The 14,810-nt window shown below is 41.7% G+C and carries 7 protein-coding genes and 1 other annotated feature; of the genes, 1 reads left to right on the top strand and 6 read right to left on the bottom strand.

Features of this window, described 5'->3' with window-relative positions; translation table 11 throughout:
* Nucleotides 1-56: 56 nt before the first annotated feature.
* Entirely contained in the window at nt 57-1,325 is a 1,269-nt protein-coding gene (locus HHT355_RS11380; protein ID WP_103203566.1) for a cell wall hydrolase, read from the top strand.
* A gap of 80 nt (nt 1,326-1,405) precedes the next feature.
* Here the strand turns inward: HHT355_RS11380 and HHT355_RS11385 are convergent, their stop codons facing one another.
* The 6 genes from HHT355_RS11385 to HHT355_RS11410 all read right to left on the bottom strand — a co-directional run bounded on the left by HHT355_RS11385 (nt 1,406) and on the right by HHT355_RS11410 (nt 14,712).
* Nucleotides 1,406-2,626 carry a 6-phosphofructokinase gene (locus HHT355_RS11385; RefSeq protein ID WP_103203567.1) on the bottom strand — a complete coding sequence of 407 codons (1,221 nt, stop codon included), beginning with the start codon at nt 2,624-2,626 and terminating at the stop codon, nt 1,406-1,408.
* Nucleotides 2,627-2,709: 83 nt separating this feature from the next.
* Entirely contained in the window at nt 2,710-3,483 is a 774-nt protein-coding gene (locus tag HHT355_RS11390) for an ABC transporter ATP-binding protein (RefSeq protein ID WP_103203568.1), read from the bottom strand.
* Entirely contained in the window at nt 3,467-4,363 is an 897-nt protein-coding gene (locus tag HHT355_RS11395) for an ABC transporter permease (protein ID WP_103203569.1), read from the bottom strand. The genes HHT355_RS11390 and HHT355_RS11395 overlap by 17 nt, the downstream gene beginning before the upstream one ends.
* 157 nt (nt 4,364-4,520) lie before the next feature.
* On the bottom strand, nt 4,521-5,510 hold the full coding sequence (locus HHT355_RS11400; RefSeq protein WP_103203570.1) for an ABC transporter substrate-binding protein: 990 nt from the start codon (nt 5,508-5,510) through the stop codon (nt 4,521-4,523).
* Between the two features lie 178 nt (nt 5,511-5,688).
* Nucleotides 5,689-5,924, bottom strand: a binding site (T-box leader).
* A gap of 241 nt (nt 5,925-6,165) precedes the next feature.
* Nucleotides 6,166-8,598, bottom strand: a complete 2,433-nt coding sequence (locus HHT355_RS11405) for a GH36-type glycosyl hydrolase domain-containing protein (RefSeq protein WP_103203571.1) — start codon at nt 8,596-8,598, stop codon at nt 6,166-6,168.
* A gap of 12 nt (nt 8,599-8,610) precedes the next feature.
* On the bottom strand, nt 8,611-14,712 hold the full coding sequence (locus HHT355_RS11410) for a glucoamylase family protein (protein ID WP_103203572.1): 6,102 nt from the start codon (nt 14,710-14,712) through the stop codon (nt 8,611-8,613).
* Nucleotides 14,713-14,810 lie beyond the last annotated feature (98 nt).

Consider the following 14,810-nt stretch of genomic DNA (forward strand, 5'->3'; position numbering starts at 1 on the left):
ACAAACTATGCTAATATGACTACAGCAGGCGGCCATGCAAAAACGGAAGGTGAATTATGAGAATAAAAAAAGCCTTATTTTTGGCGGTGTTTTTGTCAATTTACTGTATCTTCATTTTAATATGCATTTTTAAACCTCCATATATGGCAGCCAATGAAGATACGGCGCTTATAGAAGAAAATAATAGCAATACTATAGAAAATTTTAACAACAATGAATCGATAGCTTCCATTTCAACTAAAACATTTATTTACGAAAAGTACCAGAATGCCAAAGCAGACGTCGCCACACCTGAAGATTCGCAGGAAAGTCTTACTCTTAAAGCGGAATCTGAAACCGGCCTGAAATTAAGCGATGAATCATTAAATGAGATTAATGAAACAAGCGATTTAATTCAGGAGCTTGTTCCATCTGATTATTCCGATATAGGAATATCCATAGCGAATACTTATGTAAATATCAGAGAAAAAGCCAGTACCGACAGCCCCGTTAAAGGTAAACTTTACAGGGACGGTGCAGCCAAAATCCTTAATACGGTCGGTGATTGGTATTATATAGAATCGGGGAACGTTAAAGGATATATAAAATCCAAATATCTTAAAACAGGTATTCCAACTTTAGATCTGATAGAAAAATATGGCACCTTACGTATAACCGTAAATACCGACGGTTTAAATGTAAGAAAAAGCCCTGAAATTGACTCGGAAAGAATAGGTGTAATATATCGGAATGAATGTTATACCGTAACCGGTTTTTTAGGCGAATGGGTAGAAATTGAAGTACCTGATAAAAATATCACAGGTTTTGTTAGCAAAGAATATGTTAATTTGCTCGTTGATTTTAAAACAGCAATATCCATAAATGAAGAAGAACTCAATAAATCAGAACAAAAAGAAAAAAACAAATATAATACCGGACTTAAAAACCGAGATCCTTTAGATTACTCCAAAGAAGACTTAAAACTTTTAGCCTGCCTGGTCTATGCGGAGGCAGGCAATCAGAGTTATGAAGGGAAACTGGCTGTGGCAAATGTTGTTATAAACAGGGTAAAATCCTCAAAATTTCCGAACACTATAAAGGATGTTATCTATCAACCGGGCCAGTTTACTGTGGTAAAAAACGGTTCTTTGGCAAAGCAGCTGAAAAAATACGACAATTATTCGTCAAAATCCCAACTGCAGGCTATTAAAGCCGCCAAGGCAGCCCTGGAAGGCGAAAATAATATTGGCAACCGTTTATATTTTAACGGATATAAGGCTTCGGTAAAAAAAGGCTATCATAAAAATAAAAATTGCATCAAAATTGGCGATCAACTGTTTTGGTAGTTGTCAGCAAATATCTTCATTGTAAAAATCAAAAAAACAGAGGCTGTAACCGTATTTAACGGTTCAGCCTCATTAATTTTTTAGTAAAGTCTCAGATGCTTTGGAATACCGTTCTCATACTTGACGTTAGTCTCTCCGATAATAAGCGGTCTGAGATATTCCATCATTTCTTCAGTCACATCATTGCCCTCCGGAGTAATCCAGTCAAGGGGTACGGTTTTTTCGTGATTTGCAACTTCACTTACGGGAACGGAAATAAATTCAACCCTGTAAGGATTATTGCTAACTCTTTTAATAGCCGCCATCTTGCCGGTTTCGCCGTTAAGAGCACAATTTACGGCCTTCTGGCCAAGCATGGTAGATTCTATAATATCGGTTTCGCTTCCTATATGAGCGGCAGCTCTTTGCATCAGGTTAAGTTCAACGGCCCTTACCTTGCATCCGATTCTGTTTCTTACCAGTTGTTCCAATGCCCTTGCAGCACCGGCGATATATTTATGTCCGAAATTGTCTACAGCACCGCTGGACATGGAATCTGAAACATATGATCCGTCTTTGTATTTAATACCTTCGCTTACGGCTACCAAAAGGCCGGGTTTAACAGCCTGTTTCTTCTTAATATCCTCTATGAATCTGTCGTCGTCAAAGTCTTTCTCACACAGATAAATCAGATCGGGACCCGGTCCGCCGTTAACTCTTGCCAAAGCAGATGATGCGGTAAGCCAGCCTGCGTTTCTTCCCATTATTTCTACAATCGTTACCGCAGGTATATCATAAACGCTGATATCTCTTTCAAGTTCTGCTATGGTTGTAGCTATATATTTAGCCGCAGAACCAAATCCGGGACTGTGGTCAGTAAGGTTAAGATCGTTGTCAACTGTTTTGGGAGCTCCCATAATATAATAATCATAGTTGTTAACGCTGCAATATTCCGACAGCTTATTAACCGTGTCCATGGAATCATTGCCGCCAATATAGACAAAATACTTAATATCGTATTTTTTAAATGTTTCAATTATTTTCTTATAGCTTTCTTCATCTACTCTCCAGTCTTTCATCTTAAATCTGCATGAGCCTAAAGCAGAAGAAGGAGTGTAGGTAAGAGTATCCAATGCCTGAGTATCCTTCATCAGGTCACTCAAATCAAGAAGGTTTCCTTTAATTGCCCCTTCAATACCATTTTTGGCACCGTAAACCTTATCAACCTTACCGCTTATACGTGCTCCCTGCAAAACTCCAACCAGGGTAGCATTAATCGCTGCAGTAGGTCCTCCCGATTGTGCCACTAACAAATTATTCATTATAGCCCTCCTTATGATATGGTTCATTTACCATTATTACCAACTACCAATTTTATCATGCCCTGTATAGAAGCGTCAAGGCACTAGTTTCCGCATTCAACACTGATTTCATTAAATATATCCAGAATATCATCTACCCGTAGCTTTTTTTTATCTTCTCCCGATTTATCCAGAACTATACCCCCCTGGTGCATCATCAGTAAGCGATTTCCGTATTCGACAGCATAACGAAGATTATGGGTAACCATAATAGTGGTTATCTTCTTTTCTCTTACAATGGCATCTGTAAGAACCATAATTAATTCCGCCGTTTTAGGGTCCAGAGCCGCCGTATGTTCATCCAGTATCAAAAACTCTATAGGAGTCATGGTAGCCATAACAAGGGCAAGGGCCTGCCTTTGTCCGCCGGACAGGGAGCCTACTTTAACATATAACTTATCCTCAAGGCCCAAGCCCAGCTTCCTTAAAAGGTCTTTATAGTAATCAATTCTTTTTTTATCGGTCCCCCGGCTTAGGTTAAATACTTTTCCTTTATTGTCAGCCAGGGACATATTTTCCAAAATGGTCATATTAGGGCATGTGCCTAAAGCAGGATTTTGATAAACCCGCCCTATTTTCATCATTCTTTTATACTCGGCCATATGAGTAATGTCCTGTCCGTTAATTTCTATTCTTCCTTGATCTACGGGAATACTGCCGCAAATAATATTCAGCATGGAGGTCTTGCCTGAACCGTTGCTGCCCACGACTGATACAAATTCTCCCTCTTTTATAGTCAGGTTAAATCCTTTGAACAGACACATTTCATTGACAGTCCCGGGATTGTAATATTTATTAATATCAATCAGCCTGAGCATGGTTTTTTGCCCTCCTCTTCTTTTCGTTGCTTGTTATAAGTATTATAAGGAACAATACGGAGGTTATCAGCTTTTGATCCTGCGCCTTAAGCCCTAAGTTTATCGCAACAGCAACACATGCTTTATATAGTACGGACCCTATGATAACTGCAGTCGTAGCCTTAACTTTTGAAAACCTTTGAAAGGTATTTATACCTATAATAACACTTGCTACACCGGTAACAATTGCCCCGGTACCTATAGATATATCAAAATAACCGTTCTTTTGGGCAAATATGCTGCCGGATACGGCAACAAAGGCATTGGCAATGGAAAGTCCTATTATCTTCATTACTCCCTTATCCTTAGCAAGTGAAGTCACAACCGTTTCGTTGTCACCGACCGCCCTTAAAAGGTATCCGGATTTAGTCCCCAGATACAAATCCAGCAGAACTTTCATAATTACAACTATTAAAAAGAGTATGGTTACTACCAGATAAGGATTGAACCGGTCGGGTATAAGTCTTTCGGTAAACCTGTTTTCGAAAATCGAATCCTTCATAAAAATCGGCACATTGGCACTGCCGGCAACTCTTAAATTAATTGAGTACAGGCCGGTCATTACAATAATTCCTGAAAGCAGGTCCCGTACCTTAAATTTAACATGAATAATCCCCGTTACAATACCTGCCACAGCTCCGATCATGAAGGAAAGAAGCAGGGCAAGCAAGGGATTAACCCCTGCCGTAATTAAAATCGCAGTCAAAGCCCCTCCCAACGGAAAGGTTCCGTCCACCGACAAATCAGGAAAATCCAATATTTTATAAGTTATGTATACCCCCAAAGCCAGGATTGCATATGCAAATCCTTCTTCCAATATACCGAGAATAAAAGTCTGCATTTTTCCTCCTTAGTCAGCTTAAACCTAAAATCATTATTCTGCCTTATGCCAATATTTAAGCTAATCTGTATTATTCGAATTTTTTAATATAACATATCCTGAATTCTCTTACTATAATTATATATGATTTTGTATAAACCCCAATATATCTCTGTCATTATTCCGCTATACTGTCAAACATTTCCTTTGCGTTATTTACCAGGTCATCGGGTAAAGTTATCCCAAGATTTTCTGCCACTGCAAAGTTGCCGTAGAATGCAAATTCCTCTATAATTTCAAACTTAATATCACTGGCCTTTTTCTCTCCTTTAAGAACCTGTGCCGCCATTCTGCCTGTCTGTTTGCCAAGGTCATAATAATCAAGCCCCATAGTTGCAAGGCAACCTATCTTCACCTGTTCAACTTCGCTGCCGAATACGGGAATGTTCTTTTTGGCAGCCTTATCAAGAATAATAGGCAGGGCGCTGACCACTGTGTTATCCGTCAGATTATTGATACAATCCACTTTTTCCAGCAGATTATCTGCTGCCAGAGGAATATCGGCCGCAGTAGAGATTCCGCTTTCTATGATTTCAAAACCAAAACCGGGAGCGGCAGCCTTATACTCTTCTATAGCCGACAGGGAGTTAACCTCGCTGGTAGTGTACATTATACCTATTTTTTTTGCTTCCGGCAGAATTTTTCTTATCATTTCCAGTTGCTTTTCAACCGGAAGCTTGTCACTGGTACCTGTTGTATTGCCGTTAGGGGTACCGTCTTCTTTCGCCAGTTCCGCTTTTATAGGATCAGTAACCGCTGTAAATATTACCGGAATATTCGTATTTTTTGCTGCGCCAAAAGCACTTTGAGCCATAGGAGTGGCAATGGCACAGATTAAATCAACTTTTTTTGCTATAAAATTCTTTGAAATCTGGGAAGCCATATTGGCATCGGCCTGAGCGTTCTCATACAAGACTTTTAGGTTTTCTCCCTCCTTAAATCCGGCTTCCGCAAGTCCTGCTATAAAACCTTCCCTGCAGTTATCAAGTGAACCGTGCTCTGCAAATTGCCCTATGCCTATAACAACTTCATTGTCTTTCTTGGAACATCCGGCAAAAAGTGCTGCAAGTAAGGATAAAGACAAAATTACAGTGATAATTTTTTTCATACTTACTCCTCCTCTTTTAAAATTAAAATGATATCTCTAAAAATGCTTGGATATAAAAATATTATCTGATTGCTTAATTTATGTTTTTCGATATTTCAGCACATCTTTTACACTTACTTGAGTAATTGTCAGATTTAAAGCGGATATTTTCCCAATAAAAAAATCTCAAGTATAAAATACTTGAGACGAATAAAATCCGCGGTGCCACTCAATTTGGCAAATACTTGCCCACCTCTTACATATACGTTACATATATGCCATCCTTTTAACGGAGATGGATTCCGTCAACGCCTACTGCAATTTCGGGTTGCCCTCGAAAGCCCATTCAGCTAAAGACTCCATATCGCACTCTCACCGCCGGCGACTCTCTGTGATTTCGTACAATAGCCTACTCCTCTTTCTCATCGGTTTAACTATATTATTTATTATGAGCATAATAATACGACTTAAAAATTTTGTCAAGTATCTTCTGTCATAAAAGTGAATATTTATTCAGCTTATTAACGAGATAATCAAGCTGAATTTTATATCATCGTCTTTGCGTATAGCAGATTTCTTTGCTCTTGTTCTGCTGATTTTTGCCTAGATTGGTCTCCACAGCACTCAAAAATGAGCATTTACATTTTACCACTCCGGTGATTAAAAAGATAAGCTTTCACAACACAATAACCTCATGTTTTTTGCCGTCGTCAACCAGCTTAAGGCGCTTGCCATTCACCCTGTTGCCATCTACCAGCAGTGCTTCGGTAGTGAGCCTGCCCCTTTTCCTGTTTTCCACCCTTATCTCATATTCCGAACTTCCATATTTATACCAAACCGTATAATCTCCGAAGCCGGCCGGAGTGGCCGGATCGATAACAAGAGTATCCGCCTCCTTCCTTATGCCCAAAAACCAAAAAAGCAAACCCTGGTACATCCAGCCTGCTGAACCCGTATACCAGCTCCAGCCGCCGCGTCCGGCATATGGCGGACAAGAGGAAATATCCGCCACCATTACATAGGGCTCCTTTTCATACCTGATTGTATCCCTGCTGTTGGAGCAAATATGGATAGGATTAAGCATGGTAAAGAGTTTATGGGCCATGTCATACTCCCTCATCATGGCGGTGGCAATAGCCAGCCATATGGCGGCATGGGTATATTGGCCGCCGTTTTCCCTGATACCCGGCAGATAGTTCTTTATATAACCGGGATTTTTGTTAGTCTTGTTAAAGGGAGGGGTAAGAAGCAAAGATACAAAGTCCTCCTCCCTCACCAGATAGCGCCATGCCGACCGCATGGCCTGTATACTTTTTTCCCTGCTGCCGGCCCCCGATATGATACTCCAGGACTGGCTGATGGAATCTATCATACACTCGTCATTGTCCTTGGAGCCCAGCTTTGTGCCGTCATCATAAAACGCCCTCAGATACCAATTGCCGTCCCAGCAATTTTCATTAAGGCTTCTTTGCAGGCCGTCCCTTTTTGCCTCAAGCTGAGCCGCATATTCGGTATCCTTCATATGCAGACACAAAGGAATAAAATCCGTCAGCACCTTATAAAAGAACCAGCCCAGCCATACGCTTTCACCCTTTCCTCCTATTCCAACCTCGTTCATTCCGTCATTCCAGTCTCCCCCTCCCATCAGCGGGATACCGTGCTGTCCAAAATGGATTCTGTCTATTGTTTTCTTGCAATGTTCATACACACTTCCGGCCTTAGGCGAAACCTCAGGGGTAAACATAATTTCATGTTTACTTTCATCAAGCAAAGGCCCCTTTATATAGTTTACCTCCTCCTTAAGTATAGAATAATCCCCCGTTGCCCTTATATAGACTTCCACCGCATAGGGCAGCCACAGCAGGTCATCACTTATCTTAGTGCGGACTCCCACACCATGAGGAGGGTGCCACCAGTGCTGAACATCCCCTTCTTCAAACTGCCTGCTGCAGGCAATCAAAATCTGAGTGCGCAAAGCATCAGGATCAGCAAGCTGCAATGCCAGCGAATCCTGCAGCTGGTCACGAAAGCCTATGGCACCTCCGCACTGGTAAAAGGCGGTCTTGGCATTTAGTCTGCAGGAAATGGTCTGATATAGGAGCCATCTGTTAATAAGTATATCAATTGCCCTGTCGCCGGTCTTTACCCGAACAGTTCCCAGAATTTTATCCCAGTATTGCCTAACCCTTTCAAGTTCAATTTCAGCATTTGCAATATCCCTGTATTTGCTGCGAAGCTGCTTTATCTCATTCGGATCGTTGCTCTGTCCCAAGGCAAAAAGGACGGTGGAGCTTTCACCGGGCTTCATTTCAAGTGATACCTGTATAGCTCCGCAAGAGTCGTAGCAAACACCGCAATTTTTAGAAAGAGTCTTATCCGCTCCACTGGGGCTTTGTATGGAGCCCTTTAAGCCTATAAACTCCTTCCTGTCACCTGTATAGCCCAGGGTGGGAAGATTAGAAAAGATATATGAAATTCTGTCGCCAAAGTTAAATGTATACAAGTTTTTCGCATAGAAGTAATCCTGCTCCTTGTCATATCCGGTGCATATATAAGGGCTGGTATGCTCCCTGCTGGTCCCCAGCACCCACTCAAGATAATAGCTAAGCCTCAGATACCTGTTCCTGTATGAATTATTGGTTAGCTTAAGCAGCCATAGCTTGATTGACTCATCAATGGGGGTAAATACCACAAGTTCCTGTGCAAGCTCCTCTTCCTCATGCAGGAATTTGCTATAGCCGATTCCGTCTCTGACCCTGTAAAGGCCCCGATCAGTTCTGCCAAGCGACATTGGAGTCATTATGGTACCGCTGGTTTCATCAAGAATATAAATAGCTTCGGAAGACCTGTCACAAACAGGGTCATTGCTCCAGGAGGTGATTTTGTTTTCCCGGCTGTTGATTGCCCAGGTGAAGCCTCCTCCTGATTCCGATATCTGAAAGCCGAATTTCTTGTTTGCAACAACATTGATCCAGGGGACAGGCGGCCGCTTATGTCCATCCAGCACTATTTCATACTCGCTTCCGTCATTAATAAAGCCTCCAAATCCATTAAAGAACTCATATTCGGCCAAATTTAACATCTGCAGGTTTCCTGGCTTTCTATCCAAATCATTCACCTCCTAGTCCTCGGAATCGGAAAATTCCTCACTGAATTTTCTGAAATAAATGCCGCTTTTTTCAGTAAATACAACCCTTGCCACAGTATATATAAGATTTATTTCATCCTCGCTCATATCATAGGTATGCAGGACATGAAAGCCGGGTTTGCTGCCTGCATCATAAATCCTAAGCGAGCTTGTCATGTCATTTATCATTTCATCCAACTCCTGCAAATAGACTTGCTTGGTTTCTATCATTATTACCAAATCCACATCCAGGCGGTTGATTCTGTAGTATTCATAGGCCTTCAGAACATCCTTTATTATTCCGGCATTCTGGACTGACTTTACAATTAAAAGCATAATCGGATTATCACCTGATATACCAAATCTCCACAAAGCACTCTGGTTTTTAATGTTCCTTATTATATTTTTCTGAGGCCCCCTGTAGGCTGCATTCGGATAGAATATCGGGCTAATAAGATCCTGAAAGGCCGTCAGCTGATTTCTGCCTATTTCAAGATACTTGAGCTCTATTTCACTCTGCAGCTTGAACTTTTCGAATACATCATCAATCCTGTATTCATTATCAAGCTCCTCGGAAATCATAACTGCCTCTTCCACGCTTTCGCATACCCCGGTTATAAAGCTGACGGATGCACTTTGGCCGGCTGGTATAATTATAGTCACACGAAGGCTCATAATCGGGTCATTGCAAAAGCCTGCCTGATTGGAGAAAGGTAGGCTTTCTACTACTGCCGCCGGATTTTCAGGACTGTTATTTCTGCCTATGAATCTCATCCTGTCATTTTCATATTCAATCTTTTTAACCGGCCTTCTGTCGGTTTTTACTGTATGCATCAGGTAGAGGCTTTCTCCTGTTTTGCCGGAACGTCTCCTGGAGAGGAATATTTTTTGCTCAGGCAAAAATTCGCTTTCTATAAATAATTTGTTGAATGCCGGATGGCTCAGCTCAGCCAGATGGCTGTCTGCCACCACCTCAAGATAGCTGGTAATTTCCAGTCTTTTTGCTTCCTTTGAACGGTTTGTAAGTTTTACCTTTCTGATTTCAATATTATGGCTGGGTGACAGGCTCACCTGGGTATGGGTGGATATATCTCCGTCTCTCCTTTTAAACTCTGCCTTATACGGAGAGAATATGGCCTGGTATTCGTCAGGCTCAGTCCTTGTGGGATGGTAGGTGCTGCTCCAAAGCTTGCCTGTGCCAAGATCCTTTATATAGATATACTGACCGGTATTGGCATGGACATCAGCCCTAAAACGATGAATCATCATATTCATATATTTACTGAAGCCGTCTCCGTCCGAAGTTATCATCAGGGAGTATTTGTTGTTGGACAGATAACATACAATCGGAACGTCCGGAGCAGGGCTTCCGACATATCTGTTGCTGTAAAGATTTTCGCGAAAATAGCTTTTGTCTATATTTATCGTATATCCCCTCTTGGCAAGCGATATCAAATAGGATTGCCTTTTTTCTTCAAGAAGGGCTTCGGCCGACTTCACCATAGGCTCTGCATGAAATCTTTTTCTCATGACGCCATCATTTAAAAGATTATTGACGGCAACCAGATTCATTCCCTGATGATGGGCCATAAAGGAAGTTACGATTTTATAAGGCTTCATATTAATGGCATCAGGTCCGTTAAAGTCCACCGCTTCGTAAAAGCCGTACTTACCATATACCCCCAGTTTTTTTAGCAGCCTTAAGTTCTTTATGCCGGCACTGCCTGCATATTCAAGTGCTAACATTGTTGAATATGGAGATACGACAAAGGAATTTTTGCGTACCGGCTGCAGCCTCAGCTTTGGAACACCAAAGGCCCTGTATTGATAATTTGCATTCAAATCAAAGCGGTAATACTGGGATTCAGATATACCCCAAGGAATTTTCTTGGTTTTTGCATAGTGCATTTGCTGCAATACAGCAGCTTTAGCGCTTTCTGCAAAAACCGAGCCGGAAAATTCCTTCATCACCAGATTTGGCATCAGGTATTCAAACATGGTACCACTCCAGGAGACAAAACAGGGTATTCCCTTGATTAAGGTAAGTGGCCTGCCCAGACGGAACCAGTGCTTTAAGGGCACATCTCCCCTGGCTATAGCCAGAAAGCTGGTAAGGGCAGATTCAGAGGCTATTAAATCATAGCAGCCGCTGTCAAGGGTATTTGATGATACATGATAGCCTATATGAAACAGAAGCCTTTTTCTGTTAAAGAGGAAGCCAAAATCCATGTCGTTTAAAATACCGTCAATTTTTTTGCACAGCTCATTGATTTTTTCTGCAGTTGCCCTTGCCTTTTTGTTATCCTGAAAGACCAGCTCCATAAGGCTTGGACATGAAGCAACTGCATAATCTTTAAGATTATAGCCGGTTATTTCATCAATCAGTGTTTCTATATTTTCAGCAAGCTGGGCAAACCAGACAGGATTTTCCTTGGGCTTTGGCTCCCTTTCTGAAATATCATCCCAGATATAGCTGATATCCTCCAATAGGTCATTAAAGGTTGAATAGCTGTCTTTAATTTCAAATTCCGGATTGCATAACCTTGCGGTTTTTTTAATCTCCCGCAGCAAATCCCCCGTTATAACCGGAGTTCTCAGCTGTTGAAGGAGGCCGTTTTTTAAGGCAATCATATGACCGAGAAAATTACCGCTGTCAACTGTGGAAATATAATCCGGATTAAGCACCTCAAGCGTTTTTATCTGATACCAGTTATACAAATGCCCCTTCCACTTAGGAAGCTGCATAACCGTATCAAGCAGTTTTTCAATTCTGTCTATGGTTGAGCTCAGACTTTCAAAACCCAGATCCCTGGCGGACAAAATGGCAAGGAACTGGAGGCCTATATTGGTTGGTGAGGTTTTATCGGTAATTTTTACGCTGCTTGTTATCTGATAATTATCCGGACACAGCCAATTGTTTTCTTGGCCGGATAACTGTTTGAAAAACTGCCAGGTATGCCTGCAGGTATCCAATAAAAATTCCCTGTCATCGGCACTGAGCGCGGCTCCTTTTTGCTCCTTGGGCCTGCTTATTAAATAGGCAATATAAAAGGCCATAATCCATAACAATACAAGTATGCCGTATATTAAATTGCCTGCTACATTAAGCCTTGCTAAAAAAAGCAGGGGCAAAATAACTGCCACAGGAAGCAGAGAACTCCACATGGATAAAAAATATCCCTTTTTAGTATTTCGTATTGAGGCATCTACCGCTTCAGCCGTGTTCCAGTTTAGTAAGTTCTTTTTACTAACGGTCAGCCGGTATAGGGTCCTGATAATTGCATCATAAGCGGAATATGCCCGGTAAGGGGTAAGCACCAGCTCAAGAAAGCTTCGCTCAAGCGTATAGTATATATCCTTAATCAGTTGCCTATACAGCAGAGCGAGCTTTGGACGGCTGATTTTCTTGGCTATTATTGTGACCAGCAAAATTATCAGGTTAAGAATATCATTGAAAAACACCAAAGGCAGCCAGAGATAAAATAGATCCGGAAGCAGAGCAAGATTTAAGATAATGAACAGTATCTTGCTGCCAGGAACAAGGCTGCGCCTCAGATTGTCAAATATCTTCCATTTTGATAAGGCACATAAGCTTCTGCCGGTTTTGTCCTTCTTAAAGAGCCAGGGCAGAAGCTGCCAGTCGCCCCTTATCCATCTGTGTTCTCTCTTTATATACGAAAGCACACTACTTGGAAAGCTGTCCATTATTTTGGCTGCACTTGAAAATGCGCATCTGGTATAACAGCTTTCCAGCAGGTCATGGCTTAAAACCGTATTTTCCTGAATAACTCCGTCAAGTAAATAGTGGAAGGCCTCTACATTATAAATTCCCTTGCCTGTGTAAATTGCCTGGCCGAAAATATCCTGATATATATCGGATATCACGGTTGAATAGCTGTCCAGCCCGGATTGACCGCCAAATATTAGGGTAAAGCGGCTGCAGTTTGCAGGGGGGATATGATTTCTTACCTCAGGCTGAATAATAACGTAACCCTCTTTCACCTTTTTAGTTTCCCTGTCAATAACCGCCCTGTTCAACGGATGATCTATAAGGCCCACAAGTTTTGCGGCATTGTCCCTGATCAGGTCAGAATCTGCATCAAGGGTAATTACATATTTGAAGCTTTTCAGCAACTGTCTGTCGCACAGAATATGTGAGAAACTGGTACCGGCCTCATCCTGTCCAACCAAAATCCTGTTAAGCTCCTCAAGCTTTCCTCTTTTTCTTTCCCAGCACATGTAGCATTTTTCCGATGGGTTCCACTTACGATAGCGGATAAAAAGGCTAAAGCGCGCAGGCTGTGCCGGATATAGCTCATTAAGTTCATTAAGACGGTTAATAAGCGCTTCTTCTATAACAACATCTGTCTCCATCTTCTCTGCCGGAGCGTCCATGTAGTCGGCCAAAAGGGCAAAATAGAGATTATCCTGCCGGTTGGCAAGATATAGCTTATGGAGCCTTTCCATATACTCGAGTGCCTGCTCTTTTGAGGATACAATAACAGGCATGACAACAAAAGTTCTTGCACTATCCGGAATCCCGTCAAGATAGTCTAGGGCAGGTATTTTCTTAGTCTGAACAGCTCTGGTAAAGATGTTATTTACTATCTCCTGAGCTATCCCCATAAGCAAGGGCAAGGCTGCAATTATCATTAAGATGGTTGCCACCTGCTTTGGAACTAAGCCTATAGCTTCCTTGTTCCTATAGAAGCTTGCGGCTATAATTGACGCAAGCAGGCTAATGCTTACAGCCAGCACAAAAATATATGTGGCAAAATACATTAAGCCCTTGATATTAATTCTTTTTCGTTTTATATCAGGCATGGCTTTGTGCAATAATTTTGCCTTCAACAGCTTATAACCATTGCCCATAAGATAGCTGCCTACATGATGGGGGAAGTTTAGTTCAGCCTTACCCTCCACAGCAAGCCTCAAGCATTCATCTGCAATATCAACCTCACTCAGTTTATACCTAATGGCAAGTTTTACTATTTTGCCGCGATATAAACCCTTGCTCTCTGAATCCATCCTGGGATAAACACCGTCCGGGTCCTTTGACAGGATATGCTCCAGGCTGGAAAATTCGGCATAAAATTTTTCTTCATCAATCTCATTGATTTCCCGGAGGCTGATAACCAGGGCACGGATGATAGCCTCCAGATGGGACTGGGTTTTACCCTCCTCCTGGAATATATGTGTCGGGCTAAGCTTCATGCCATTGCCATTGCAATGGTATTCGACATAGCGCAATATATCGGTATCACTGAATGACATATTTTTAAGCAGATATATAACATGCGAGTGGAAGGAATAGTTATCCTTGCAATCCGGCTCGGTTTCACATAGCAAGGATGCGATATCCGTTATTTCCTTCCCCTGGCGCAACTTTTCCTTAACCAGTTTGTCAGCCTTAGCCTTGATTTTGATTATTTTAAGAATATCGTCAGCAACCTCTATTATGTTTTCCAGCAGGCAAAAGCCGATAACCTCAGGAAGAACCCAGATCTCCTTGTCTGTCAAGGGTATTTCCTCCTGGTAAGCCTTCAGCATAAGGGAAATGTTTTCATAGTTGAGATGGCCTCCGGAAAGGGCGACCATTTTCTTTGCCAGTATATAAACCCTCGGGTATCCGCGATACTGCCGGGCTTTCAAAATCGGAAGTACCTCATAGCTGGTCCCTGAGCTTCTTACCTTCTTAATCTGACGATACATCATCTGATAATTGTCAAACAGCCATCTTGCTGCCGGTATCATGGCAATAATATCGGACGGAACAGCCGTAATGCTTTTTCTGATTTTATTCAGCCTTTTATATGCAACCTGATTATAGTCATCGAGGACAAAATTATATCTCATCAGCCTGACATCCTTGTGCTCCGCTGCCAGAGCAAGCATTTGCCTTCTTATGTCTTCGGGCTTGTACATGCTTATTGTGTCTTCAGTTTCCATCTGAAAATGTATCCGTTTTCTCAAATGCCTGTAGCGGATGTACAAAAACACAAGAATGCACCAGAAAATAGCTGTCAGTACAAGTATTGCTATTAATCTGTCAGGCATATTGAGGAAAAATCTATATCCAAGCAATATGTTAAGCACTTTCGTGGCTCCTCCTTACCAAAAGTTAATTCTTCAAATATATGCCAATCAAGACTAAAGCATTATCTTATATATAGTTTGTCTTTTTTTAAAATAAA

Source organism: Herbinix hemicellulosilytica, assembly GCF_002904165.1.
Lineage (GTDB): Bacteria > Bacillota > Clostridia > Lachnospirales > Lachnospiraceae > Mobilitalea > Mobilitalea hemicellulosilytica.

What these genes read in the sequence shown, in the direction of transcription:
- HHT355_RS11380 (WP_103203566.1), top strand. Translation starts at nt 57, where the DNA reads ATGAGAATAAAAAAAGCCTTATTTTTGGCGGTGTTTTTGTCAATTTAC.
- HHT355_RS11385 (WP_103203567.1), bottom strand. Translation starts at nt 2,626, where the DNA reads ATGAATAATTTGTTAGTGGCACAATCGGGAGGACCTACTGCAGCGATT.
- HHT355_RS11390 (WP_103203568.1), bottom strand. Translation starts at nt 3,483, where the DNA reads ATGCTCAGGCTGATTGATATTAATAAATATTACAATCCCGGGACTGTC.
- HHT355_RS11395 (WP_103203569.1), bottom strand. Translation starts at nt 4,363, where the DNA reads ATGCAGACTTTTATTCTCGGTATATTGGAAGAAGGATTTGCATATGCA.
- HHT355_RS11400 (WP_103203570.1), bottom strand. Translation starts at nt 5,510, where the DNA reads ATGAAAAAAATTATCACTGTAATTTTGTCTTTATCCTTACTTGCAGCA.